The organism is Campylobacter concisus (assembly GCF_015679985.1).
Taxonomy (GTDB): Bacteria; Campylobacterota; Campylobacteria; order Campylobacterales; family Campylobacteraceae; genus Campylobacter_A; species Campylobacter_A concisus_AC.
Genome location: NZ_CP049239.1, coordinates 1697316 through 1722859 on the forward strand (window position 1 = coordinate 1697316; position 25544 = coordinate 1722859).

General features: G+C 36.4%; 33 protein-coding genes. 8 read left to right on the forward strand and 25 right to left on the reverse strand.

Translation table 11 applies throughout. The annotated features are described in order from the left end of the window. Positions 1–125 precede the first annotated feature (125 nt). Genes rpsH through rpsJ form a run of 16 tightly spaced genes read right to left on the reverse strand, consistent with a single transcriptional unit; the run spans position 126 to position 6699 of the window. Positions 126–521 carry a 30S ribosomal protein S8 gene (gene rpsH, locus G5B98_RS08710; RefSeq protein WP_196086710.1) on the reverse strand — a complete coding sequence of 132 codons (396 nt, stop codon included), beginning with the start codon at positions 519–521 and terminating at the stop codon, positions 126–128. A gap of 9 nt (positions 522–530) precedes the next feature. After that, positions 531–716, reverse strand: coding sequence for a type Z 30S ribosomal protein S14 (locus G5B98_RS08715; RefSeq protein ID WP_002941532.1), 186 nt, complete (start codon positions 714–716; stop codon positions 531–533). A gap of 1 nt (position 717) precedes the next feature. Then, positions 718–1263 carry a 50S ribosomal protein L5 gene (gene rplE, locus G5B98_RS08720; RefSeq protein ID WP_002941643.1) on the reverse strand — a complete coding sequence of 182 codons (546 nt, stop codon included), beginning with the start codon at positions 1261–1263 and terminating at the stop codon, positions 718–720. Between the two features lie 5 nt (positions 1264–1268). After that, complete coding sequence (gene rplX / locus G5B98_RS08725; RefSeq protein ID WP_002941666.1) at positions 1269–1505, reverse strand: 50S ribosomal protein L24; 237 nt, start codon at positions 1503–1505, stop codon at positions 1269–1271. Next, positions 1505–1873 carry a 50S ribosomal protein L14 gene (gene rplN / locus G5B98_RS08730; protein WP_021091075.1) on the reverse strand — a complete coding sequence of 123 codons (369 nt, stop codon included), beginning with the start codon at positions 1871–1873 and terminating at the stop codon, positions 1505–1507. Before rplN ends, rplX begins: the two co-directional genes overlap by 1 nt. Beyond that, positions 1873–2124 (reverse strand): 30S ribosomal protein S17, encoded by a 252-nt coding sequence (gene rpsQ, locus G5B98_RS08735; RefSeq protein ID WP_196086711.1) that lies wholly within the window; start codon positions 2122–2124, stop codon positions 1873–1875. The genes rplN and rpsQ overlap by 1 nt, the downstream gene beginning before the upstream one ends. 1 nt (position 2125) lies before the next feature. Continuing rightward, entirely contained in the window at positions 2126–2320 is a 195-nt protein-coding gene (rpmC, locus tag G5B98_RS08740) for a 50S ribosomal protein L29 (protein ID WP_002941625.1), read from the reverse strand. Continuing rightward, entirely contained in the window at positions 2307–2732 is a 426-nt protein-coding gene (gene rplP / locus G5B98_RS08745) for a 50S ribosomal protein L16 (RefSeq protein WP_021091116.1), read from the reverse strand. Before rplP ends, rpmC begins: the two co-directional genes overlap by 14 nt. Before the next feature lie 2 nt (positions 2733–2734). Further along, a complete protein-coding gene (gene rpsC, locus G5B98_RS08750) occupies positions 2735–3433 on the reverse strand; it encodes a 30S ribosomal protein S3 (RefSeq protein WP_002941650.1) in 699 nt (232 codons plus the stop codon). 1 nt (position 3434) lies between these two features. Beyond that, positions 3435–3767 carry a 50S ribosomal protein L22 gene (gene rplV, locus G5B98_RS08755; protein ID WP_002941544.1) on the reverse strand — a complete coding sequence of 111 codons (333 nt, stop codon included), beginning with the start codon at positions 3765–3767 and terminating at the stop codon, positions 3435–3437. 11 nt (positions 3768–3778) lie between these two features. Further along, positions 3779–4060, reverse strand: a complete 282-nt coding sequence (rpsS, locus tag G5B98_RS08760; protein ID WP_002941639.1) for a 30S ribosomal protein S19 — start codon at positions 4058–4060, stop codon at positions 3779–3781. A 2-nt stretch (positions 4061–4062) separates the two neighbouring features. Continuing rightward, entirely contained in the window at positions 4063–4896 is an 834-nt protein-coding gene (gene rplB, locus G5B98_RS08765) for a 50S ribosomal protein L2 (protein ID WP_021091121.1), read from the reverse strand. A gap of 1 nt (position 4897) precedes the next feature. Beyond that, positions 4898–5179: a 50S ribosomal protein L23 gene (locus tag G5B98_RS08770; protein ID WP_002941535.1), complete on the reverse strand. Its 282-nt coding sequence runs from the start codon at positions 5177–5179 to the stop codon at positions 4898–4900. Between the two features lies 1 nt (position 5180). Beyond that, on the reverse strand, positions 5181–5795 hold the full coding sequence (gene rplD / locus G5B98_RS08775) for a 50S ribosomal protein L4 (RefSeq protein WP_196086712.1): 615 nt from the start codon (positions 5793–5795) through the stop codon (positions 5181–5183). Then, complete coding sequence (gene rplC, locus G5B98_RS08780) at positions 5792–6370, reverse strand: 50S ribosomal protein L3 (RefSeq protein ID WP_002941563.1); 579 nt, start codon at positions 6368–6370, stop codon at positions 5792–5794. Before rplC ends, rplD begins: the two co-directional genes overlap by 4 nt. A gap of 20 nt (positions 6371–6390) precedes the next feature. Then, a complete protein-coding gene (rpsJ, locus tag G5B98_RS08785) occupies positions 6391–6699 on the reverse strand; it encodes a 30S ribosomal protein S10 (protein WP_009295257.1) in 309 nt (102 codons plus the stop codon). Positions 6700–6956: 257 nt separating this feature from the next. On the opposite strand from rpsJ, the gene G5B98_RS08790 reads away from it, so the two are divergent. From G5B98_RS08790 to G5B98_RS08805, 4 genes are all read left to right on the forward strand, one after another. Further along, on the forward strand, positions 6957–9923 hold the full coding sequence (locus tag G5B98_RS08790; protein WP_196088168.1) for an Eco57I restriction-modification methylase domain-containing protein: 2967 nt from the start codon (positions 6957–6959) through the stop codon (positions 9921–9923). Between the two features lie 36 nt (positions 9924–9959). Continuing rightward, a complete protein-coding gene (locus G5B98_RS08795) occupies positions 9960–11054 on the forward strand; it encodes an ATP-binding protein (RefSeq protein WP_196086714.1) in 1095 nt (364 codons plus the stop codon). A gap of 78 nt (positions 11055–11132) precedes the next feature. Continuing rightward, positions 11133–11987, forward strand: a complete 855-nt coding sequence (locus G5B98_RS08800; protein ID WP_196086715.1) for a hypothetical protein — start codon at positions 11133–11135, stop codon at positions 11985–11987. Then, positions 11987–12538, forward strand: a complete 552-nt coding sequence (locus tag G5B98_RS08805; protein WP_196086716.1) for a ribonuclease HII — start codon at positions 11987–11989, stop codon at positions 12536–12538. The genes G5B98_RS08800 and G5B98_RS08805 overlap by 1 nt, the downstream gene beginning before the upstream one ends. A gap of 45 nt (positions 12539–12583) precedes the next feature. On the opposite strand, the gene tpx is transcribed toward G5B98_RS08805, so the two are convergent. From tpx to G5B98_RS08820, 3 genes are all read right to left on the reverse strand, one after another. Beyond that, a complete protein-coding gene (gene tpx, locus G5B98_RS08810; protein ID WP_103589168.1) occupies positions 12584–13108 on the reverse strand; it encodes a thiol peroxidase in 525 nt (174 codons plus the stop codon). A 14-nt stretch (positions 13109–13122) separates the two neighbouring features. Next, positions 13123–14172: a trans-sulfuration enzyme family protein gene (locus G5B98_RS08815; protein WP_232524583.1), complete on the reverse strand. Its 1050-nt coding sequence runs from the start codon at positions 14170–14172 to the stop codon at positions 13123–13125. Positions 14173–14481: 309 nt separating this feature from the next. After that, positions 14482–14937, reverse strand: coding sequence for a DIP1984 family protein (locus tag G5B98_RS08820; RefSeq protein ID WP_087577420.1), 456 nt, complete (start codon positions 14935–14937; stop codon positions 14482–14484). 99 nt (positions 14938–15036) lie between these two features. On the opposite strand from G5B98_RS08820, the gene G5B98_RS08825 reads away from it, so the two are divergent. Further along, positions 15037–16203 carry a MalY/PatB family protein gene (locus G5B98_RS08825; protein ID WP_196086717.1) on the forward strand — a complete coding sequence of 389 codons (1167 nt, stop codon included), beginning with the start codon at positions 15037–15039 and terminating at the stop codon, positions 16201–16203. 494 nt (positions 16204–16697) lie between these two features. Here G5B98_RS08825 and sodB read toward each other — a convergent pair whose 3' ends face one another. Then, positions 16698–17315 carry a superoxide dismutase [Fe] gene (sodB, locus tag G5B98_RS08830; protein WP_196086718.1) on the reverse strand — a complete coding sequence of 206 codons (618 nt, stop codon included), beginning with the start codon at positions 17313–17315 and terminating at the stop codon, positions 16698–16700. Between the two features lie 443 nt (positions 17316–17758). Here sodB and G5B98_RS08835 point away from each other — a divergent pair, with 443 nt between their 5' ends. The 3 genes from G5B98_RS08835 to G5B98_RS08845 are packed head-to-tail and all read left to right on the forward strand — an operon-like array spanning position 17759 to position 20587. After that, positions 17759–18751: a DctP family TRAP transporter solute-binding subunit gene (locus G5B98_RS08835; RefSeq protein WP_196086719.1), complete on the forward strand. Its 993-nt coding sequence runs from the start codon at positions 17759–17761 to the stop codon at positions 18749–18751. After that, entirely contained in the window at positions 18751–19293 is a 543-nt protein-coding gene (locus G5B98_RS08840; RefSeq protein ID WP_196086720.1) for a TRAP transporter small permease, read from the forward strand. Before G5B98_RS08835 ends, G5B98_RS08840 begins: the two co-directional genes overlap by 1 nt. 10 nt (positions 19294–19303) lie before the next feature. Then, complete coding sequence (locus G5B98_RS08845) at positions 19304–20587, forward strand: TRAP transporter large permease (protein WP_196086721.1); 1284 nt, start codon at positions 19304–19306, stop codon at positions 20585–20587. Positions 20588–20612: 25 nt separating this feature from the next. Here the strand turns inward: G5B98_RS08845 and G5B98_RS08850 are convergent, their stop codons facing one another. The 5 genes from G5B98_RS08850 to G5B98_RS08870 all read right to left on the reverse strand — a co-directional run bounded on the left by G5B98_RS08850 (position 20613) and on the right by G5B98_RS08870 (position 25434). Continuing rightward, complete coding sequence (locus G5B98_RS08850) at positions 20613–21575, reverse strand: GGDEF domain-containing protein (RefSeq protein ID WP_346265381.1); 963 nt, start codon at positions 21573–21575, stop codon at positions 20613–20615. 82 nt (positions 21576–21657) lie between these two features. Then, positions 21658–22737, reverse strand: a complete 1080-nt coding sequence (locus G5B98_RS08855; protein WP_232525365.1) for a GGDEF domain-containing protein — start codon at positions 22735–22737, stop codon at positions 21658–21660. A gap of 46 nt (positions 22738–22783) precedes the next feature. Continuing rightward, the gene (locus G5B98_RS08860; RefSeq protein WP_180997316.1) at positions 22784–22942 is read right to left on the reverse strand and encodes a hypothetical protein; all 159 of its coding nucleotides are present in this window, start codon (positions 22940–22942) and stop codon (positions 22784–22786) included. Positions 22943–22952: 10 nt separating this feature from the next. After that, positions 22953–24797 carry a mechanosensitive ion channel domain-containing protein gene (locus tag G5B98_RS08865; RefSeq protein ID WP_196086723.1) on the reverse strand — a complete coding sequence of 615 codons (1845 nt, stop codon included), beginning with the start codon at positions 24795–24797 and terminating at the stop codon, positions 22953–22955. Further along, positions 24790–25434, reverse strand: coding sequence for a carbonic anhydrase (locus tag G5B98_RS08870; RefSeq protein ID WP_103618982.1), 645 nt, complete (start codon positions 25432–25434; stop codon positions 24790–24792). Before G5B98_RS08870 ends, G5B98_RS08865 begins: the two co-directional genes overlap by 8 nt. Positions 25435–25544: the final 110 nt, after the last annotated feature.

Here is a 25544-nt window from a genome sequence, read left to right on the forward strand (position 1 = left end):
TATCGTCAAATTTGACGAAACCTTCATTTGAATTTCTAAATTTAGCTTTGGCAAAATCTAAAATTTTACCAAGCTAAAAATTTAACCTTAAAATCATAAGGTTAAATAGCGTTTAATGCAGTTTATTACCAAACCGTACAAAGAACTTCGCCGCCAACGCCAGCTTTACTTGCTTCAATACCGCTCATAACGCCTTTGCTTGTGCTAACAATAACTGTTCCGTAACCATTTTTAAAACGCTTAATGTCGTCTTTCCCTTGATAAACACGGCGACCAGGTTTTGAAACCCTTTTAAGCTCGTTTATAACGCTTCTACCGTACTCGTCATACTTTAAAACTACATTTATAAATTTCTTGTTACCTTCTTCGATAACGTTGTAGCTCTCCACATAGCCTTTTGCTGCAAGGATAGAAAGAGTAGCCTCAACAACCTTAGAATGAAGCAATTTCGTAGTTTCAAGCTTTCTCATACTTGCATTTCTAATGCGTGTTAATCCATCTGATATTAAATCGTTTAACATTTCTCTTCCTTACCAACTTGCTTTTTTAAGACCAGGTATTAGGCCTTCGTTAGCCATTTTTCTTAGGCAAACACGGCAAATTCCAAAATCTTTATAAACAGAGTGCGGACGACCGCAAATTTGGCATCTAGTATAGCCACGAACCGCAAATTTTGGTTTGCGTGCAGCTTTTGCTATCATTGATTTCTTTGCCATTTTACTTTCCTTTTGCAAACGGCACACCAAATAGCTCTAGCAATTTGAATGCCTCTTTATCATTTTTAGCCGTAGTAGCAATCGTAATATTCATACCATGAGTTCGTAAAATTTTATCATACTCAACCTCTGGAAACATTAGCTGCTCGCTAAGACCGAAGTTATAGTTTCCACGTCCATCAAAGCCATTTTTTGGAAGACCACGGAAGTCTTTAACTCTTGGGAGAGCAACGCTGATTAGCTTATCTAAGAAAGCATACATTTGCTCTTTTCTCAAAGTTACTTTGATACCAACAGGGAAACCTTCGCGAACTTTAAAGCCAGCAACTGATTTTTTAGCATCAGTGATAACTGCTTTTTGTCCAGCGATAAGTGAAATGGTATCAGCCATATTTTGAAGCACTTTCTGATCTTTAGCAGAGTCTCCAGCGCCTACACTGATCACAATTTTCTCGAGTGCAGGGATAAGCATTGGATTTTTGATGTCAAATTCTTTTACGAGAGCTGGCTTGATAGTTTCGTTAAATTTATCTTTTAATCTACTCATATCTCTTATCCTTCAACTTTCGCGACATTTGATATGTCAATTGGCATCTCTTTATTTACGTGACCACCATTTGGAGTTTTTTCGCTTGGTTTGATAGCTTTTTTAGCTATTTTGCATCCCTCAACTATAACCTGACCTTTTTTTGCAAGAACTGCTAAAATTTTACCAGTTTTGCCTTTATCGTCACCAGCGATGATCTTAACGGTATCGCCTTTTTTGACTTTAAATTTTACATTAGCCATTATAAAACCTCCGGAGCTAGCGAAACAATCTTCATAAAGTTAGCATATCTAACTTCACGTCCAACTGGTCCAAAAATACGAGTGCCGACTGGCTCTTTTTTACTATCAAGTATAACAGCTGCATTCTCGTCAAAGCGGATTAGCGAACCATTATCTCTTTGAACCTCTTTTTTAGTTCTTACAACAACAGCTTTTACAACTTGTCCTTTTTTGATCTTACCATTTGGAAGAGCTTTTTTAACAGAGCAAACTATGATATCGCCAAGTGTAGCGTATCTTCTTTTGCTGCCGCCAAGAACTTTTATACACATTAACTCTTTTGCACCACTATTATCAGCAACTGCAAGTCTTGTAAAACTTTGAATCATTACTCAACTCCCTTTGCCAATACAGCTTTTAAGCGAAAATTCTTGCGAGCTGAAAGTGGTCTGCACTCGATCGCAACAACCGTATCGCCTGATCTTGTCTCATTTTTCTCATCGTGAACTAAATATTTTTTAAAGCGTTTTACAAATTTATGGTATCTTGGATGCATAACGCGTCTTTCTACCAAAATAGTAGCTGTTTTATCTCCAGCTTTTTGTAAAACAACACCTTGAATTTCTCTTTTTAATGCCATTTTACGCCCCTTGTCTTGTTGCACTAATTGCAGTGTTGATCTGAGCTATCTCTTTGCGAACAGCACTAATCTCATTAGGGTTGCTTAACTGCATAGTTTTTAGCTTTTGTCTTAAAGTAAATAAAAGCACCTTTTTCTCTTTTAGCAACGCGTTTAATTCTGCAACGCTCTTATCTTTTAACTCAGTATATTTCATTTTCACTCTCTCGCGTTACAAATTTTGATTTGAAAGGAAGTTTGTGTAAAGCCAAAGTTAGAGCTTCACGAGCTAGCTCTTCGCTAACACCAGCCATTTCAAATATTATACGACCAGGTTTGATATTCATAACCCACTCTTCAACTCCAGCCTTACCTTTACCCATACGAGTTTGTAGAGGTTTTTTAGTAAGTGGCTTATCAGGGAAAACCCTAATCCAAATTTTAGCCTGTCTTTTTACGTGACGAGTTAGAGCTTGACGAGCAGCTTCTATTTGGCGAGAATTTATTCTACCAGCTTCAACAGCCTTAAGTGCAAATTCGCCAGTTGCTAAAGATGCTCCACGAGTCGCATAACCACGGTTGCGACCTTTCATTTGCTTACGAAATTTCGTTCTTTTAGGCATCAACATAATTATTTACCTCTTCTTGCTCTACGTGTTTTTTTAGGTGCTTCTTCTTCAGTTTTCTCAGGTTGAACACCCTTTTGAAGAACCTCACCTTTAAAAATCCATACTTTAATACCTATGTTTCCATAAGTCGTATGAGCCTCAGCTACACCGTAATCGATCTTTGCTCTAAGAGTATGAAGCGGAACGCGGCCTTCTAGATACCACTCGGTTCTTGCCATCTCAGCGCCACCTAAACGACCAGCAACTGAAATTTTGATACCTTTAGCACCTGATTTTTGAGCGCCTTGGATAACTTTTTTCATAGCACGTCTAAATGCGACACGCTTTTCAAGTTGCATAGCTACGTTTTCAGCAGCAAGTTGAGCTGAAGCTTGAGCTTTTCTTTCTTCTTTGATATTTACATTTACTTCTTTGCCGATAAGTTTGCTAACTTCGTTCTTTAGGTTTTCAACATCTTGACCTTTTTTGCCAATGATGATACCAGGACGAGCTGCAACTACGGTTACACGAAGTTTTTTAGCCGTTCTTTCGATTAGAATTTGGCTAATTCCTGCATAGTAAAGTTTTTTCTTTAAAAATGCACGAATTTTGTAATCTTCACCGATATTTTCAGGAAGACTTTGTTTGGTTGGAAACCATCTAGATTCCCAGTTGCGGTTAATTCCTAGTCTAAGACCTATTGGATTTACTTTTTGTCCCATATTATGCTTCCTTCTTTTCAGGTTTAGATACTTCTACCATTACATGAGAAGTAGGTTTGCGAATTTTGCTCGCTGTTCCTCTTGCTCTTGGTCTAAATCTCTTTAATACAGGACCAGCGTCAACGCGGCAACTAGTTACTACAACCTCTTCTGGCTCAAATCCGCCATTTGCTACTGCTGAGCTAATAGCGTTTGCTATAAATTTAGCACCACGATTTGGCATAAACTGCAAGCTTGCAAGTGCTAGCTCGGCATTCATGCCTTGAACTTCTCTTGCTATAAGTCTTGCTTTTGTAGGAGAAAGTCTTACGAATTTTATAATTGCTCTACTCATATCATTTCCCCTTACTTGCCGATTTTCTTTTGCACTGAGCCTTTGTGACCCTTAAATGTGCGTGTTGGAGCAAATTCGCCAAGTTTATAGCCTATATGATTTTCTGTAACATATACAGGAATAAAGCTCTTGCCATTATGAACGTTAAATGTTAGTCCAATCATTTCAGGTACAATCGTGCTACGTCTTGACCAAGTCTTGATTGGTTTGTTATCGTTTGCATTTTTTGCGGCAATAACTTTTTTCATTACATGATCATCTACGAAAGGACCTTTTTTGAGTGATCTTGCCATCTCTATTTTCCTTTCCTTCTTGAAATTATAAGCTTATCGCTAGCTTTTTTACGGCGAGTCTTAGCACCTTTAGTTGGTTTACCCCATGGAGTAACTGGGTGACGGCCTGAATTTTTCTTACCTTCACCACCACCGTGTGGGTGATCAACTGGGTTCATAGCAGAACCACGTGTTTGTGGGCGGATACCGCGGTGGCGATTACGTCCAGCTTTACCGATAGTGATGTTAGCCCAGTCTTCGTTGCCAACTACACCGATACTTGCCATACACTCAGCTAGTACTTGTCTCATCTCGCCACTTGGCATTCTTAAGATAACGTACTTCTCTTCTTTACCCATTAGCTGAGCATAACCGCCAGCTGAACGAGCTATCTGAGCGCCTTTGCCAGGTTTTAGCTCTACGTTATGAACGATAGTACCAACTGGGATAAATCTTAGTTTCATAGCGTTGCCTGGTTTAATATCTAGTGAGCCCTCATCGATAGATGCGATAACGTCGCCAACATTTAGGCCATTTGGTCTAATGATATAGCGCTTTTCGCCATCTTTATAAGCTATAAGAGCGATACGGCAGTTTCTGTTTGGATCGTATTCGATCGCTTCAACTTTACCTTCTATACCAAATTTGCGACGTTTAAAGTCAATTATACGATAAAGTTTTTTTGCACCTGCTTCTTTATGTCTTGAAGTTATACGACCATTGTTATTTCTACCGCCAGATGCAGGTATTTTAACAAGCAAGCTTCTAACGCTTGGTTTAGCTGTTATATCTTCAGAGCTTAGTCCAGTCATATATCTGCGACTAGGTGTATATGGTTTATATGATTTTATAGCCATCTTACGCCTCCGTATTTTCTAGGCTTACGCCTTCAGGTAACTTAACGTAGAATTTTTTTATCTCGTCACGCTGACCTGCTCTTCCTCTAAAACGCTTAACTTTGCCGCTAATTCTAAGTGAATTTACGCGAACAGGCGTTACTCCAAAATACTCTTGTAAAACCGCTTTTAAGCTGTTTTTTGTAACTCTTGGTGAAGTTTGGATAACAACAACGCCTTGTTCTTGAAGGCCTAGAGTTTTTTCTGTATAAATAATTGTTTTGATATCAGTTATATCCGCCATTTTAGCCCTCTTTTGTTATAGTTTTTAGTGCAGCTTTTTCAATGATAACCGAACTAAATGTAGAGACAAGATAAGCATTTACCTCATTTGCATCTACTACATAGCAGTTTGCTAAATTTCTAAAAGCAAATAGTGTTTTATCGTCTAGTAAATCTTTAACGATAAGTGCGTCTTTTACTTTTAAATTTTTGATGATATTAGCTGCATCTTTTGTCTTTCCAGACTCGATTGAGATGCTATCTACTGCGAAAATTTTACCATCTTGTGCTTTTACTGCCAAAGCGTACTCAAGAGCTAGTCTTTTTTGTTTTTTATTGACTTTTTGAAAATAGTTTTTCTCGTTTGTTGGACCAAATGCAACTGCACCGCCTACCCAAACGTTAGTTCTAGTTGAACCCGCTCTTGCACCACCACGTCCTTTTTGTCTCCATGGTTTTTTACCACCACCGCTTACAAAAGCACGGCTTTTAGTATGAGCCGAATTTGCTCTTATACCAGCAAGGTAAGATTTTACATAAAGATATAGGTTGTGCGGATTTACTTCAGCGTAGCTTGCAGGAAGCTCTAACTCGCCTGAATTTTCAAATTTATCGTTTAATACGTGAATTTTACTCATTTTACAATCCTTATTTTACCCATTGCACCATTGTGACCAGGAACGCAACCTTTTACAACTACGATGCCATTTTGAGCGTCAAAGCTTATTAGCTCGTTTTTAACAGTAACTTTCTCATTGCCCATGTGTCCTGCCATTTTCATACCTGGTTGAACACGACCTGGCCATTCGCAGTTACCAATTGAACCGTGGCGTCTGTGGAAACGTGAGCCGTGGCTTTTTGGACCACCGCCAAAACCATGTCTTTTTACCACACCTTGGTAGCCTCTACCTTTTGAGTTAAAGCTAACTTTTAAAATTTTAGCCTCGTTTAATGGTGTAAAGTCTAGGTTTCCAACTTCGCTATTAGCTACTTCAAGCGTAGCAAATTTGTTAAATTCTGCAGTCAGATTGTATTTCTTTTGCTGACCAGCGATAGCTTTGTTGTTTGCTTTAGTGTGGGCATACGCTACGATAGCACGTTTGTTTTCGTCGATCTCACATACTTTAGCCTCAACTAGCTTAAGTAGTGTAACTGGCGTACTCTTCGTGGCAATCGTTCTACTCATGCCTATTTTTTCTACAATATATTCCATACTCTTATCCTTTTGTCCGCTTATTTCATCGCACGAACTTCGACATTAACTTCTGGAGCTAGGTCGAGTTTTGTTAGGCTATCTACAGTTTCTGGAGTAGCAGCTACGATGTCAAGCATACGAGCGTGTATTCTCATCTCAAACTGCTCACGTGAGTCTTTGTTGATGTGTGGAGATTTTAAGACTGTATAGCGTTTGATCTTTGTAGGCATTGGTACCGGGCCACGAACGTCGGCACCTGTTCGTTTGACAGCTTCTACGATTGCTGCAACAGTGCGGTCTAGAACTCTATGGTCGTAAGCTTTTAGCTTTAACCTGATTCTTTCCATGTATTTTCCTTTAAAAAGAACTTGTCGCAAACTCGCGACCTCTTTACATCAAAATAACTCGCATAGGATCAAGCGATCGTACGAGCAAAGACGCTTGTCTTTTCGTAAAGAGAACGCGATTTTACAAAAAAGCTATTATAGTTGTCAAGAAAAACGTTATTTTTTGATGAATTTTGATTAATTATTTCCTTTTAATAAGGAAGATATAAAATTTAAAAAGATAAGATTCCAAGAAATTAAAATTTTAAAGAGAAAAGATGCCGATCTTTAATTCAAAATTCTTACTAACCCAAGAACAAGACGAGGAGAAGCTTAAAAAGCATTATATAAATTTGCAAATGTATCAGGCAAAAGCTAGCGACATTAAGAGCTTCAAAGAAGAGAAATTTCAAACGCAGTTTCTAAAAGATATCTTTGAAAACTGCCTTGGCTACACTTTGGACACTACTAATCCTACAAATTTCAATCTTGAGCGTGAGAAAAAGAACGAAACTGACGGCAAAAAGGCAGACGGGGCGATACTGATAAATAGCGAAGTTAGATGCGTGATCGAGCTAAAAGATCAGACTACACAGCATCTTGATAAAACTCCATCCAACCACGAGCTTAGCCCAGTAGATCAAGCCTTTCGCTATTTTATCTCGCATGAAAATGCCAAATATGTCGTTGTTTCAAATTTTAATGAACTGCGTTTTTACATCGGCAATAAAACAACATTTGAAAAATTTGACCTTTTTACAGCAAGCTTTGACGAGTTTAAAAGACTTCATTTGCTGCTTAGCTTTGAGAGCATTAGCACAGATCTGCCGCTAAAGCTAAAAGAGAAATTTGCCACTCACGAGCGTGAAATTTCAAATAAATTTTATAAAGACTTTAGCGCATTTAGGCTCACTCTTTTTAAAAATATTTGCAAAAACAATGCTAGTATTGATAAAAATAGGCTTTTAAGCCTGACTCAAAAACTATGTGATAGGTTTGTCTTTATACTATTTGCCGAAGACCGCGGATTACTAAGACTTCGCACGATAGCCGAGATAAAAGATAAATTTCAAAACCAAGTTACTGAGCTAAGCTTTTATGACTTTTACAAAATTTACTTTAAAGCCATTGATGAAGGCAGTGAACGTCTTGATATCAAACGCTACAATGGCGGACTTTTTGCCACAGATACTGAGCTTGATGCACTAAAGATAGACGATAGCGTGCTTGAAGCGCAGTTTTTAAGCGACTATGACTTTTTAAGCGACATCGGTGTAAATATCCTAGGACATATCTTTGAAAGCTCACTAAACGACCTTGAAGAGCTAAATGCGCAAATAAATGGTAATGAATTTGATGCCAAACAGAGCAAACGTAAAAAAAATGGCATATTTTATACGCCAGAGTTTATAACAGAATTTATAATTGAGAATTCGCTTGGTACGCTTTGTAAAGCCAAAAAAGATCAGCTAGGGCTTGATCTAAATGAGCTATTAGCACCAAAAAATCCCAAAAAATTAACCAAAGCAGAAAGTGAGATCAAAGACAAAATTTATACTTACCGCGAGTGGCTCTTATCTCTTAAGATACTTGATCCAGCTTGTGGCTCTGGTGCGTTTTTAAACCAAGCTTTAGAATTTCTAATTGCCGAGCATGGCGCATTAGACACTTACCGCAAAGTATATGAGGGTGAAGGCTTGGGACTTTACGATATAGAAAGCACTATTTTGGAAAATAACCTTTACGGCGTAGATATAAATGCCGATGCAGTCGAGATTGCCAGACTATCTCTTTGGCTCCGCACAGCTGCAAAGGGACGAGTTTTAACAGATCTTAGTAAAAATTTGATAGCAGCAAACTCGCTTTTAGAATTTCCTTTTGACTTTAAATTTGATGTCGTTATCGGCAATCCTCCCTATGTTAGACAAGAGGCGATAAAAGAGCAAAAGCCAGCTCTACAAAAATATAAAGTTTATAGCGGCACGGCTGATTTGTTTGTCTATTTTTATGAGCTTGGCATTACGCATCTAAAAGAAAATGGGCTTTTAGGTTTTATATGTTCAAATAAATTTTTCCGTGCCAGCTATGGTGAAAATTTGCGTAAATTTATACTAGAAAACACGCAAATAACACATATTATCGATTTTGCTGGGGTTAAAGTTTTTGAAGACGCGAGCGTAGATAGTGCGGTTACTATTTTTAGAAAAATAAGAGCTGGTGAAAATTCAAAATTTGATTTCCTAGCTTCAAGCACCATAAATTTAAAAACGCAAAAATTTATCCAAATACCACAATCCACACTAAGCGAAACAAATTTCACTTTCCTAGATAGTAGCAAATTTGAACTAAAAAGCAAGATCGAAAAAGTCGCAAAGCCATTAAAAGATTGGGGTGTAAATATTAATTATGGTGTTAAAACTGGACTAAACGAAGCTTTCATTATTGATAGTGACACCCGTGATAAAATTTTAAATAACTGCGTTGGAGAAGAAAGAGAACAGACGCAAAAGCTCATTAGGCCGATCTTACGAGGTCAAGATATAAAGCGTTATGACTATGAGTGGGCTGGGCTGTGGCTCATAAATATCCATAATGGATATGGCACCGAGCCTCGCATCAATATAGATAATTTTCCTAAACTAAAACTATATCTTGAGAAATTTGAACCAAAACTTTCCAATCGTTCTGATAAAGGAGCCACTCCTTATAATCTGCGAAACTGCGCATATCTGGAGGAATTCGAAAAAGAGAAAATTTTATGTGCCAGAATGGTGCAAAGCCCTAAATTTGCTTACGATATAAATAATAATATTCCAGACAATACTGCATATTGCATAACTGGCGAAAATCTAAAATTTTTATTAGCCTTTTTAAATTCAACAGCTGTTTATAAAATTTTCAACTTTTTCTATGCTGGAGGCGGACTTGAAGGCGAAATAAAAATAAATCGATTAGAAATTTTACCTATCCCACAAATCACGCCACAAAATGAAAATTTAGCAAACGAGATAATAAATTTGGTCGATGAAATTTTAAAAGCCAATGAAAAAATCAAGCTTTACGAGAAGCACATGCCTACTTTAAGCCTTGATGAAAAGCTAAAAGCCAAAGAAAATATCGACACGCTAAACGACAAAATCAAGGCAAGTGACGAAAAAATAGACAAACTTGTTTTTGAGCTTTATGAACTAACAAGCGATGAGATCGCGCTTATAACAAGGGGGGGGGGGGAATTGACGGTATAGTAAAAATTTACATATACATCTTACAAAGGGGAGAAAATGAACCAATTAGAGCTTTATTACAATCAGCCGCTTAAATCAAGTAAATTTATCCCCAGAAAATACGAAATCATCTCGCCAAAAACGCTTATAATAGGCGCCATTTCAAGTGGCAAAACAGCCCTTGTTTATGAGTTCTTGAGCCATTATAAAAGTGAGGAGAGACTTTATGTAAATTTAGACGATCTAAGGATAGACAGAGCTTTACTTTTAGCAAATCTAAAAGATTTTTTAGAAAAAAATGCCCAGATAAAGGTGCTCGCAGTTGAAAATTTACAAGCTGCTGACCTTGCAAATTTAGGCTTTTTAAAGGGCGCAACACTTGAAAATATCATCCTTACAAGCAAGGAATTTTCACTCACGATTGACGGCTTTGCTCGCATAAATTTAAACTATCTCGACTACGAGGAATTTATACTATTTTTTAAGAAAAATTTGGACCAAGACATGCTTTTTAGCTACTTTTTGGCTCACGGCAACGAGATAGCAAGTGCTTTTTTGGACTCGAGTGAGGTCACAGCGCACTTGCAGCAGCTCTTAAAAGCAAATTTAAGCGAGCAAAGCATTGCGATTTTAAAAGAATGCGCTCCAAAATGCCACGATGTGCTTAGTACTTTTGGTATCTACAAAAACCTAAAAGAGCAGATGAAAATTTCAAAAGATAGTGTCTATAACGCAGTAACCAGCCTTAATGAAAATGGTTTTATAGAATTAGTGCCAAATTTAGATGAGAGCAGCACGAGCAAAAAGCTCTACTTTACAAATTTTGCACTTCGTAACGCTTTATATCTAAAAAAGGATTTTTTAGCTGTCTTTGCAAATGTCGTTTTTTGCGAATTGCTTAAATTTAAAGATGAAATTTACTACACAAAAGAGGTTGATTTCTTCCTTAATAAAAGGAAGATCGCGATCATCTGTGTGCCGTTTTCTGCGCCAGAGATTATCTTTTTAAAATTTAAAAAACTCCACGCAAGCTTAAAAGAGCTAGGCGTTAGTAAGCTTCAGATAATCAGCGTCGCAAACCAAGCTGAGCTTAGCTTTGAGGGCATAAAATGCGAAATTTTGCCATTTTCTAGGTGGAGTCTAGGTTTATAAATTTAAACCTTTATTTGATTATTGTTTTAAAAGCTTAAAGTAAAGAAGCTATAATCAAAAAAACTATAAAGGACGGATATGAGAGCATTTTTTGGGATTTTTATACTTATAGTAAGCCTATTTGGCTATGAGATAAATCACGAAAACTGGGCAAAATTTTATAAATTTATTGGCGAGGCAAATGGTATAAAATTTGAAGTTTATATGAACTATTTTAAAGATGAATTTGAAAATTTTAAGCAAAGCAAGAGCTTTAAAGTGCCGGCCAAGATAAGCGGACATATCTTTTTTGATGGTACAAAATATGACTACGAAAAAGGCTCTTTTGAGCAAAATAGCAGTGAAATTTCATCGCTAAATGCTGTATCTGATAAGATAAATTTAGACGTTAAAAATGAAAATGGCGAGCTAAAGGGCAAAATAATCGTTAAAAACAAAGCCTATAATGCGACTATCAAAAAAGAAAAAGAGTATGAAATGCTAAATATTGGCATCCAAATGACCGAAGCAAATGGCACGAGATACGAAGCTATAATTAACGACATATTTGCCAAAGAATCGGCTAAAAAAAATAAAAATAAATTACTCTCGACACTTTATGACCTAAAAAGTGAGCGTAAAAAATGGCCAAATAACCAATTTGAAAGCCTAGATAACATCTACTATATAAATGACAAAATAAAAAGCATCTGCACCTATAAAAATAACAAAACTAGTTGCGATGTCGTCTTGCTTAAAACCAACAAAAAGCTAAAGTTAAAGCAGATTTTTAAAGATATAAACGACCCTCATCTAAAAGCAATCCTCGCAACAGCAGGCGTTAGCGAAAATTTTGTAATTTCGCCACTTGGGCTTACCTTTTTAAATGAGGAGCAAATTAGCGTGCCACTTGATGAGCTAAGACCTTACTTTAGTGATGAAATCGGACTTTAATGGCAAAAATTTGTGGCATAGATGAGGCTGGACGTGGGGCTTTAGCTGGGCCTTTAAGCGTAGCGGCCTGCGTGCTAAATAAAGAAATTTCAGGCCTAAACGACTCCAAAAAACTAACCGCAAAAAAGCGCGAAGAGCTTTTTAAAGAGATCATAAAAAGCTCAAATTTTCTCATCATCTACTTCTCAAATACACAAATAGACGAACTTGGGCTAAGTGAGTGTTTAAGACGAGCGCTCAAACTTTTTAAGGCGCATTTTAAGGATTTTGAGATTATTTATGATGGAAATTTAGACTACGGCGTTGGTATCACAACGATGATAAAGGCTGATAGCAAAGTCGCTGGGGTAAGCGCTGCTAGCATATTAGCAAAGGTTAGCCGCGATAGTTTAATGAAAGGCTGGGATAAAATTTACTCAAAGTATGGCTTTGCTGGGCACAAAGGATATGGCACAAAAGCACATCTAGATGCCATTGTTAAGTTTGGCTATTCAAGCCTTCATAGAAAAAGCTTTGTAGTAAAGTCTTTTGAAAAATCTCTATTTGACTAAGATTAATTATCTAAGCATCAAATAGATGCTTAGATAACGCCTTTTTTAATGGCAACCGCAACCGCAACTACCGCTACTTTTAATAGCATCAAATACAGCATCGTAGTTTGGCTCTTCTGTCACTTCAGGGACGATTTGTTTGTGAATTATTACGCCATCATTGATGACAAATACCGCTCTTGCAAGTAGCCCTTTTAGTGGGCCATCGCTCATTAAAACGCCATAGTTTTTAGCAAATTCTCCGTATCTAAAGTCACTTCCAACATGTAAATTTTCTATGCCTTCAGTCGTGCAAAATCTCCCCATCGCAAATGGCAAATCATTTGAGATGATGCTAAGTTTTACACCATGTTTGCCAGCTACTTTTTCGTTAAATTTACGAGCCTCTGCTGCGCAAACGCCAGTATCAAGTGATGGCAAGCAAACAAGTACTTCTACGCCATTATTTCCGCCCACGCTAAACTCGCTAAGATCTTGCGCTACGACTTTTGCTTCAGGCGCATAAGAACCTACAAAGACCTCGTTTCCACTTAAATTTACCTCACTACCTTTAAATTTTGTAGTTGCCATATCTATCTCCTTTATTATTTTTTTGCTTTTTTAAATGCTTGATCAAGATCTGCTATTAGATCATCAGCGTTTTCGATACCGATTGCTAGGCGAAGCAAGTTTTGCTTTATGCCGATCTTATCTAGCGCCTCTTTTGGATATGCCTCATGTGTCATCGTCGCAGGCCTGCAAATGAGGCTTTCTGCGCCGCCAAGGCTCACTGCTAGATCAAAAATTTCTAGCGATTTTACAAATTTATTTACATCATATTTTTCATCTAACTCAAATGAGATAAGTGCACCGATGTCGCTTGCTTGAGCCGCTTGCATCTTTGCCTCTTGCTCGCTATATGAGCCGGCAAAATGCACCACGCTAACTGCGTCATTATTTTGTAAAAATTTGATTATTTTATGTGTATTTTGCGTTTGCCTATCAAACCTAACGCTAAGCGTTTTAAGCCCACGTATTAGGTAGTATGCGTCCATCGGGCTGATGATGCCACCAAGTGTGTTTTTAGCAAATTTTATCTTCTCAGCCAAAGCATCATCGTTTAGCGTGACGATACCAGCGATCACATCAGCGTGTCCACCGATATACTTTGTAGCGCTATAAACCACGATATCAGCTCCATGATCAAGCACTCTTTGATAGTAAGGCGTCAAAAATGTATTATCCACGATGACTAGAGCGCCCTTTTTGTGAGCGATCTTTGAAATTCTAGCGATGTCTGTCACTCTTAAGAGAGGATTTGACGGAGTTTCGATAAATATTGCCGCTACGTCGTCACTTATGTCATCTTCGCTTAAAAAATTTAGATCGTCTATAAATTCGCTCTTTATGCCATGGCTTTCAAAAACGGTTGTGACATATCTATAAGTGCCACCATAGACATTGCTATTTAGCAGGACTTTTTGCCCAGTTTTTATAAGGCTAAGTGCGGCTGCTGTTGCTGCCATGCCTGAGCCAAAGCTAAATGCGTATTTGCTGCCTTCAACCTTTGCAAAAATTTCATCAAATGCTTTTTTGGTTGGGTTGCTACCACGCGAATATGCAAATTCTTGAAAATTTTCAAGATCATCTTGCACAAACGTACTTGCTAAAAAAAACAGGCGGAATGACAGCTTTATTTGGATTATTCTTAGCTTCAATGCCTTTTACGATCAATGTGTCAAGTTTCATAAATTTCCTTTTAAAAATTTGTGAAATCTTACATAATAAAGATTAATCTTCCCCAAACCCACCCAAAACGTAGCTAAATCAGTAAGTGGTAGTAACATTTATTTTTAAAATGCATTTTTTAAATTGCTGGGATAAATTTAAACTTTTGTCCTCTCCCCGCAAGCCTAATAAATTTTTCTTTTTACTCGCCTTTAGCTACATTTTCACCATAAATTTTACTCTACAAGATCAACTTGCCAGTTTGCCTCTTGTAGCTTCATATCTAGCTCTCTGATCTCTTTGGATAGCTCGTCTATTTGCTTTTGAAGCATGGCTACATCAACACTACTTAAAATTTTTATCTCGCTATTTGAGTAAAGATCGACCTTTTGGCTTGCACTTTTGGCAAAATCCCTAAGCACGCTTGCTTTTTGGCTTAGCGTATCTTTTTTAGCGATCATTTCAGTTAGACTCACATTTTCAAATTTTGCACTCGAGTTTGTTAAATTTATAGCCAAGATCAGTCTAAATAGCTCATCGCTTAGCCTATCAAGCTCTTTTAAAAGAAGCTTTGGATCTTCGCTAGGTCTTTCATTTTCTTGCATTTTTGCATTATCAAGCAACCTACCTTTTAGCTGCTCTAAACGTTTTTGTGTATCGGCTCTTAAAATGAGAGCCTGAGCTAATTTCATCATTTTTCCTTTTGAAATATTAAATTGAGAGAAAATTTCAAATTATATTAGTATCTTTTGGGTTATAATTGATTTAAAATTTTATTTTAAGGAAAAGCTATGAAGTACGATTTTGATACACTTATTAGCAGAGATGGCACCAACTCATCGAAGTGGCGAATGAAAAACGATGTTTTGCCAATGTGGGTTGCTGATATGGATTTTAAGGCTGCACCTGAAATTTTAAATGCCCTACAAAAGCGTCTTGATAATGGCGTCTTTGGCTACTCATTTATCCCAAAAGAGTGGAACGAAGCGATTAAAGGCTGGTGGAAAAGGCGTCATGATGTTAGCTTTGAAAACGAGTGGATGTGCTTTTGCACTGGCGTTATACCAGCGATTTCTACTGCTATTAGAAGATTTAGCAATCCAGGGGATCAAATTTTAGTTCAAGCTCCCGTCTATCACGTATTTTTTAACTGCATCAAAAATAATGGTCGTGAAATTTTATCAAACTACCTTGTCTATAAAAATGGCTCTTATGAGATTGACTTTGAAGACCTTGAGGCAAAGCTAGCGCAGCCGCTAACAACTATGATGCTTCTTTGCAATCCTCACAATCCAATAGGAAAAATTTGGGACAAAGAGACGCTTAAAAAAATAGGCGAGCTTTGCTATAAGCATGATGTTTTGGTTATCAGCGATGAGATCCACTGCGACATAACTGATCCTGGGCTAAGCTACGTGCCATTTATCAGCGTTAGCGAAGAGTGCAAAAATAACTCAATCACGTGCATCTCACCTACAAAAGCCTTTAATATCGCAGGACTTCAAAGCTCAGCCATCGTCACGCCAAATGAGCAAATACGTGCCAGAATAAATGCGGCTGTAAATTATGATGAGATAGGTGAAGCAAACGCATTTGCAATAACTGCGACAATAGCGGCATTTAACGATAGCCAAACATGGCTTGATGAGCTTAGAAATTATCTCTTTGAAAACAAAAAAATCGTTATAAATTTCATAAAAGAGCAAAATTTGCCAGTAAAACTTTTGTCATCAAATGCGACTTATCTTTTGTGGCTTGATTGCAGCGCATTTTGCGAGGATTCGAGCGACTTTATGAATTTCTTGCGTGATAAAGCTGGACTATGGCTAAATGACGGCAATGCTTACAGAGGAGATAGATTTTTCCTCCGTATGAATATCGCAACCCAAAGAGCTAGAGTGCTTGAGGGGCTAAAACGCTTACAAAATGGCATAAATTTATACACTTCAAAAAGATAAATTGAGTAAATTTGGCTGGGTGGCTTTGAAATTTAAGCTACCCTTGCCTAATTAATACAGCTCGGGGCATTTTTGAAACAGTGAACATTGCCCCAACATTTTTAAATATCAAATCAAGTTTTGCTAATAAATTTAAAGACAAAATGGCCTACACTAGTTTTTATTTGCTTGCTTAAATTTAAGTATATAACCTCTCTCAATCACGATATAGTAGATTAAAGCGAGCAATTTGTACCTTTTTGAAGTGATAAATTCTATACCCATGGCTTATAAAATTTAGCAGTGGTTTAAAATTTTCAACAAAGCAGAAATTTGAAGTTAAGATAGCTTATGCTGGTTTTAATTTTAAGAGAAATTGTTTGCTAAAACAAAATTTTGAGCCATTTTTGATGTTACACTTTCTTTTAAAACAAGATAGTTTTTGCTGATAAATTTGATGATTTTAAAAATTTAGATAAAAGTAGAAATTTAAAGGCGGGAAACCCCGCCAGATATTATTTGTGAAGTTCTTTTGTGTAAAACTCGACTGAGCCAAGGCCCTCTTTTTGCGCCCACTCGTAAGCTTGGCTTACAAATTCCCAGTTTATGTTCTCATAAAATGTCTCTAGATATTTTGGGCGAGCGTTGAAGTTGTCGATGTAGTAAGCGTGTTCCCAAACATCAACGACTAAAAGTGGCACTTTGCCGTCACTCACTGGAGTTTTTGCATTGCTAGTTTGTACGATCTCTAGCTTTTTGCTGCTTGGATCAAATACAAGCCACGCCCAGCCTGAGCCAAAAAGCGTTGTAGCTGCTTTTAAAAATTCCTCTTTAAAATTAGCAAAATTTGCTTCGATTGCAGCTTTTAGCTCGCTTGACATCTCACTTTTTTTAGCGATGCAGTCCCAGTAAAAGTCGTGGTTATAAACTTGAGCGACATTGTTGTAAAGCCCACCTTCGCTATTTGTTAGAATTTCATAAAAAGATGCGTTGGCAAATTTTGTATCTTTTATAAGATTGTTTAAATTTGCTACGTAAGTTGCATGATGCTTGCCGTAGTGGTATTCACAGGTTTTTGCGCTAACTACTGCATTACTATTTGCATCAAATGGAAGTTTTCTAAGTTCAAACATAATAATTCCTTAATAATAAAATTTGTTGTTTCGTATTATAGCCATAAAAAATTAATAAATAAAAATCTTTTAAATTTAGCCATAAAATATAGGCTAAATTTAAGCAAGACTAAACTTACATTTTTTTGGCTGACTTTTAAACTTATAGAAAAGAAAAATTTAGAGCAAAATACCCCATACATTTGTTTAAATGGACTCAAAAATTTATTAAAAGTAAAAATAAAATAAATTTTATGTGTAAAAAAGTAACAAATATACTTTAAAAGTTTAGTTATCGAAAAATTATAAAAATTTTTAAAAATATAAATTAGCTTTTAAGAGCACATTTGTTACTAAAATACACATATAAAAATAAATAGCTGTGAATTTACGAAACAAAATTTCTAAAATTTTATTTTTGAAATTTATAATGCGTTTAACAAAACCATTACAAAGGATAAAAGATGAAATTCTTACAAGCTTTACTTTTTACTTGTGCCATCAGTGGCTTAGCATTTGGTGCAGACAAGGTCTATACGATCAAATTTGCTCACGTTGTTGCAGCTTCTACACCAAAAGGCAAGGCAGCTGACTTTTTTGCTAAACGTGCTGAGGAGCTAAGTGGCGGTAAATTAAAAGTTCAAGTCTTCCCATCAGCTCAGCTACTTGATGATGATAGAGTTTTTGGCGCGCTAAAACTTGGCAATGTTCAAATGGCAGCTCCAAGTTTTTCAAAATTTACGCCTATTGTGCCGCAGTTTCAGCTATTTGACCTGCCTTTCATCTTTAAAGATGCAGACCACCTTCATAAGGTTCAAGACGGTGCAGTTGGCGAGGAGCTAAAAGCGCTTGTGACTAAGAAGGGCTTTGTGGCGCTTGATTACTGGGATGCTGGATTTAAGCATTTTAGCTCAAGCAAAAAGCCGGTTCTTGTGCCAGAAGATGCAAAAGGACAAAAATTTAGAATCCAAAGCTCAAAGGTGCTTGAAGAACAAATTAAAGTAGTTGGTGGCAACCCACAAGTTCTGCCATTTTCAGAGGTTTATTCTGCACTTCAACAAGGCGTAGTTGATGCGACAGAAAACCCACTTTCAAATTTCTATAACTCAAAATTTCACGAAGTTCAAAGCTCACTTACGCTTTCAAGTCACGGATATTTGGGTTATTTAGTCGTTATGAGCGATAAATTTTGGAACAAACTACCAGATGATCTAAAAGCAAATATAAAACAAGCTCTAAGCGAAGCTACAGCTTACGAGAGAGAAGAGACAGCTAAAGAGGACGCTCACGTTATAGCAGAGCTTGAAAAATATATAGCAGATACTAAAAAGCTAGAAATTTTCAAGATCGATGACGCACAAAAAGCTGAGTGGGAGAAGACTATGCAGGCTATCTACCCTAAATTTTACGATGTCATCGGCAAAGAGCTTATAGAAAAAACAATCGAGACAAAATAATGAAAAATTTCATTAACGCTCTTGATATATTGATAGTCTCGCTCAATAAGACTATCGCCGTTTTAGGGCTAGCTAGTGGAACGCTACTAGCCTTTGCCAACGTCGTGGCCAGATACTTTTTCGACAAAAGCTGGTCATGGGCGAGCGAGCTATCAAACTACTTGTTTATTTGGTCGGCTTTTTTTGCCGCAGCGTATGGCTTTAACAAGGGCATCCACGTAAGCGTAACTATCTTGGTGGAAAAATTTCCACCAGCCCTTGCAAAAGCGTGTTTAATCTTTTCTCATGTACTAACTACTGTGTTTTTGTTATTTATCGCAGTCTATTCGATTGATTATCTACAAATTCTTCACGAGATCGAGCAGATGATAATAGACCTTGGCATACCACAATGGGTACCTATGGTAGTACTTCCAATAGCCTTCGTTACAGCTAGCTACCGCTCAATCGAAAAAGCCATAAAAGTAGCTCTAACGCCTGCTGAAAATGTCGTAAGCAACGAAGCACATGAGCTAGCTCATGGTAGCGTAGTCAAAGATTAAGGAGAAAAAGATGACAATAGCATTTTTATTTATCCTACTTTTTGCACTAATGCTAATAGGCGTGCCTGTAGCTGTTTCGCTGGGAACTAGCACCGTTTTAACGATGATATTTTTTACAGACATAGACATCGCTACGATCCCACAGCTTATATTTGATGGTATCAATAAATTTTCGCTAATGGCGATACCGATGTTTATCTTGGCCGGAAATTTACTAAGTAAAGGCGGTTCAGCAAGACGTATCATCGACTTTGCAAAGTCTATGGTCGGACACTTACCAGGTGGTTTGCCTATGAGTGCGATATTTGCCTGCATCATCTTTGCAGCGGTATCTGGAAGCTCGCCTGCGACGGTTGTAGCTATTGGCTCGATTATGTTTGCAGCAATAAAAGAGGCTGGCTATCCAAAAGAGTACGCAGTTGGCGGCATAACAACGGCCGGCTCACTTGGAATTTTGATCCCGCCTTCAGTTGTTATGATAGTTTATGGCGTAACTGCTGAGGTTAGTATCGGTAAGCTTTTTATGGCAGGCGTTGTACCTGGTCTTATACTCGGCGCTTTTATGCTTGTTCAAACTTATGTTGGCGCAAAAAAGCTTGGCTTTAAAGCGACTAAGGCTGAGCCATTTAAAGTAAGAGTACGGAAATTTGCCAAAGCATTTTGGGCGCTTTTAATCGTTGTCGTGGTCATCGGCGGAATTTATGGAGGAATTTTTACTCCAACTGAAGCTGCTGCGGCAAGTGCGGTCTATGCGCTATTTATCTCACTTTTTATCTATAGGGATATAAAGATAAAAGATCTTTGGGATATCTGCCTAGACTCAGCCCTTACAACAGCTATGATATTTTTCATCATTGCAAATGCCGTTGTTTTTGCATATTTGCTAACTAGCGAGCAGATCCCACAAGCGATCGCTTCGATGATACTTGACGCAAATATCGGTATGATAGGATTTTTGATATTTGTAAATATCTTGCTCTTTATCATGGGTCAGTTTATGGAGCCTTCAAGCGTCATCATGATCATGGTGCCACTTTTGCTTCCGATTTCAACACAACTTGGCATAGATCCGATACACTTTGGCATTATCTTAGTTGTAAATATGGAGATAGGTATGGTGACTCCGCCTGTTGGACTAAATTTATTTGTCGCAAGCGGTCTTACAAATATGAACTTAAAAGAGGTCATCATGGCATGCTTGCCGTGGACACTTACTTTATTCTTTGGCCTTATCTTGGTTACTTATATACCACAAATTTCTCTTTGGTTGCCAAACATAATGTATGGACATTAAAATTTAGAGGCTCTTGCCTCTAAATTTATGCTTTTGGATCGTAATCCGCACTCATAACGATATTTTTACCACTTCGCTTACCAGCATAAAGTAGATTATCAGCTTGTTTTATCATCTTTTCCAAGCTAAATTCTCCCCTGCCATCATGAGCAACTACTCCAAAAGTCATAGTTGCGTTGATCTTTATGTTTTCAAACTCGACTATATTTTTACTCAAAGTCTCTCTCACACGCTCTACGATACTTACAGCTACATCTTTTTTTACACCCAAGACGACTGCTAAAAATTCTTCTCCGCCAAATCTAGCTACTCTATCTTTATCTCTAAATGTATTTTTAAATATGCCTGATAAGCTTTTTAAAACAGCATCTCCTGCGCCGTGTCCATAGGTATCATTTATCTTTTTAAAGTTATCAATATCGCACATAACGATAGCAAAGTCCCTATTTTTATAAAGATCATTTTGGCTTAAAATTTTCTGCATCGAAGTGCGATTTAAAAGTCCTGTTAATGGATCGTGATTTAAGATATTTTCAGCCATCTCTTTTTCCTCTAAGATGCTTAAAAATATAAATAAATTTGAGCTTTCCAAAAGGTACGAAATAACAACCGAAAATATACAAACCATACTTAAGTTAAAAACAAAAAGTAGATCTTTAAAGCCGTCAAAATCTTTTACAGGCTGTCCGTCTAAATATACATAGCAGGCTATAGATAAAATTATTTGCACTGCAACTATTATGTAGTTAAAAAATTTATAGGTAAATGAAGTAAAAAATAGTATTAGTGACGACGCTAAAAATAACAACCCAAATCCATATCCCCATCCAAGTGTCAGCATACAAACCAATGCATGAAATAAAATTTCAAGCTGGACTATCAGCATTGTTATCTTGTTATTTTCAGGGCTATCGTAGATAAGCCTTAAAAGAAAAAGATAGGTTGCTACTGAAAATACATTCATAACTGCTAGAATTTCTTCTTTCATAAATACAAAAATGAAAAAATAACAGACGTGAGTTAATAATATTGAAAATATGATAATTTTTTGAGCCGTATAGAGTGAAATTCTACGCATCTGAGCCCTTTTTTAAAATTTCTAATTCGATGCGGTCTTTGCCATTTTGCTTGCCTTCGTAAAGCAGCTTATCTACTAAAGTTATGGCTTGCTCAAAATCCACCTCAATACCATTTGCACATACTAGCATGCCAAAGGTCATAGTAACTGGAGTTTTATCTGGAAGTTTTGCGTTGTTTATCTGTTTTTTAAGCCTTTTGCTCACTTCGTGGATAAATTCTATCTTTGTATCGGGCAAGATTATCAAAAATTCTTCTCCACCCCAGCGACAAACATAGTCTTTGCCTCTGAATGATTTCTTCAAGGCACTGGCTACATCTTTTAAGACCTCATCACCACAGTCATGTCCATATGTATCGTTTATTTTTTTAAAATTATCAATATCGCCTAACATTATGACTAAATTTGTATTACCACTTCTTTCCTTGTTAGCAACTAGTTCAAATCTTAAAGTTTTTTCTATTGTTCTTCTATTTAAAAGACCAGTTAAAAAATCATGCTTTGAGTCCTTTTCAAGCTCTTCTGTCTCTTTTCTTATTTGCTGATATCCGCTAGAAGTGATGACATCTGCAAACATTGAAAGTCTTAAAACAATAAAAAAAGCAAAAACAATACTACACACGACTATCGTCCCTCGTATAGCTGATGGGATCAGCGGCGTCTCATCTTTATGAATAAAATAAAGAAGTATAAGCAAGATTAGTTCTAAAAATGCCATTATATAAGTAAGGCTCTTTGAATCAAACGCTAGGAAGTAGTTTATAAAAATTACACCAACAAGTATTATCCAAATTCCAGTATTCCAACCCATAGTAGTAACAATAATAGTAACAAGTAATATGATATTTAGGTGAAATGCAAGAGATATTAATACTCTATATTTTATGTCAAATTTTATTCTAAGCAATATTCCAGCTGCTATAAATAATAAGCACATAAAAAGTAGTGGTGTAGCTATGATCATAAAAAGTAACAAAGATAGTGCATTCGCAGCTATCATAACGTCTAATATCGTTTTATAGATATCATCGATCGCTTTATAACTACTTTGATCTACAAAATCGTGTGTCAAATAAAACTCCCTGTAAATTTATTCCATTAAATTTCATTAAGTATTTTTAATAAGAGTCGTAACTATCTTCATCCTCATCACTATCTTCGTAGTTGTAGTCATTTTCATCGTAATTATAGTCATAACTATCGCTACTATCGTCCTCATCGTCATTAAATTCAGAGTAGTCTTCTTCTACTTCTTCATAATCAAATTCATCACTCATTGTTTTCTCCTTAAATTTTATCTTTGACACTTTCAATATACAAGCTTTGGCTTGGGAATGCGAAATTTAGACCATTTTGCTTTAAAATATCCATAATCTTTAGCATTACATCTTGCTTGACATCTAAAAATTCTCCCCAAACGATAGTCTTTGCAAAACAATAAACTAAGATATTTATTGAGCTATCTGCAAAGTCATCAACCACGACAAATAAATTTGATTTATATCCAGCATAATCATCAACCGAAACTATACTTTGTCTATATTTTAGCCCTTTTTTCTTTGCTGTTATATCCTCACTTTTGGCAATATCTGGATGATTTATCAACATAGTTTTTATATCATCTACACATTTTTTAATCTCATCAGTTGTCGCTCCATACTCAATGCCAATTAGCATTCTGATACGTCTACCAACTTTTCTTCTGCTCCAGTTTCTAACAGGATCACTTGCCAGTTTTGAGTTTGGCACAAAGATTAAAGCGTTATCAAAACTTCTAATAGTCGTCTTTCTAAAGCCAACCTCAACGACAGTGCCCTCTATATCACCACAAACTATCCAGTCTCCTTGCGAAAATGAGTTATCAAAGAGCATCATGACAGAAGCAAAGAAGTTCGCGATGATATCTTTTGCCGCAAATGCAACAGCAAGACCACCGATACCAAGTGAAGCTATGAGTGCTGATATATCAAAGCCAAGCTTTTGAAGAATTAGTAAAAGTGCGATTATTAATACAATTACGTAGACTACTTTTAAAACTAAATTTACGACCTCTTTTCGTCTACTCTTTTGTGCGATTTTATCTATTATCACTATGCCGTAACCATTTAGGATAGTTAAAACAAGCCATGAAAATGCGACTATATAGACGATCGAAAAGATATTTGCTAGAGTTAGTGGCACTGGTACTGGATAAAAGGCAACACCGATACAAATATTTAGTGCATAAATAATAAGAAGCGCAGATATAGGCTTTTTAACGATATCTACTATCTGATCCTTTGCCTCTTTTACACCTTCGCCCGATGCAATGAGTGACATAAGCCAATATGTGAGTTTGGCAAGAATTCTTGTAAGTGAGACAAAAAATAAAAATACTACGATTATAACTACGATCTTACCAACGTTAAATTTTGCCGAATTTATAGGAATTAGCTTATTTATATATTCGACCGTATCGACTAAATTTAGCTCTGATAAGATCATGCTTGAGCTTAGAAGATCAGCATTATTTTTAAGATAGATTAAAATTTCCTCATCAGTCTCTTTTTTTAAATCAAGCTCTGCAAATGCGTTATCATAAGAGCTTGAAGTCTCATTTAGCGAATCTTTTAGCTCCTTTATGCTGACGTAAGAATTTGTTTGTAAATTTAAAAGTCCGTTATCTATCACCTCTTTTATAGAGTTTGCTTTAGCACCTTTTTTAAATATCTCTTCAAGATTAATTAAAGCCGATAAATAAGCATAATCTATCTTCATTTTCTCAAGCTCAATAGCACTTTGAACGTAAGCATCTTTGTTTGATTGCTTCTCTAATCTAGCTACTTTTTTTTCTAAATTATTTTTTTGCAAAATAAATTTATCAATATCATTTTGAGTTACCTCAATCTGCATAACATATAGTGGAATTTTTTCCAAAAGATCATTTTTTTTCTTTTGAAGTCCAGCTAAATTTGAATTATCAGCTTTTGTTGAGTTTGTATCTTTTTGCTGTGCTTTTATGATTTGGATTTGATTATTTAAAGTTAAAATTTGATTTGTTAGGCTTAGTATATTTTCTTCTTGTGTTTTATTATTTTCAGCACCAAGAAGAATTACAAATGAGAGCAAGATGATGGTTAAAATTTTACGCATTTTCACCCCTCTTATCTGCTAAAAGTTTGAATGTACCCTCTTTTAAATCGTAGCTGAAAATTTCACCGGTTTCTATAATGTAGTGCCAGCCATAAATTTGAAGATTTCCTTTTTCATACTCCTCTTTTACATTTGGATAGGTCATTATATTTTCGATCGAATTTATCACATTTAATCTCTCAGTTAGCCACGCCATCTTTGCTGGATCGTCGCTTGTAAATTTAAGCACTTCTCTCTTAATTGGTTCTATTAGCTTTATCCAATTTCTAACATTTGGCGTGGTTTTGAGCTTTTTTTCATCCATATAAAGCGCTGCACATCCGCCACAGTCAGAGTGTCCGCAAATAATGATATTTTTGATATTTAAAAGCTCTAATGCATATTCAATAGCCGAAGTCGTTGCCAAAAACTCCTCGCTCACTCTATAAGGTGGCACGATGTTTGCGATATTTCGCACCATAAAAAGCTCTCCCGGAAGGCAGTTTGTTATCAAGTTCGGTACCACTCTTGAATCAACACAGGATATAAAAAGGGTATGTGGGTCTTGTCTATTTTGTAGACTTTTAAAGAGCTCTTCATGCTCTAAAAAGCCATCTTCCATAAATTTTACCGCACCTTCAAGTAACGAGTCATCCATAGAAATTTATCTCCGTTTTTTATATTTTTACGCGATTATAGCAACTTTTATTTAATCTAAAAAATACTTTAATATATAAATTTTTAACTAATATAATTTGTTAAAATTCT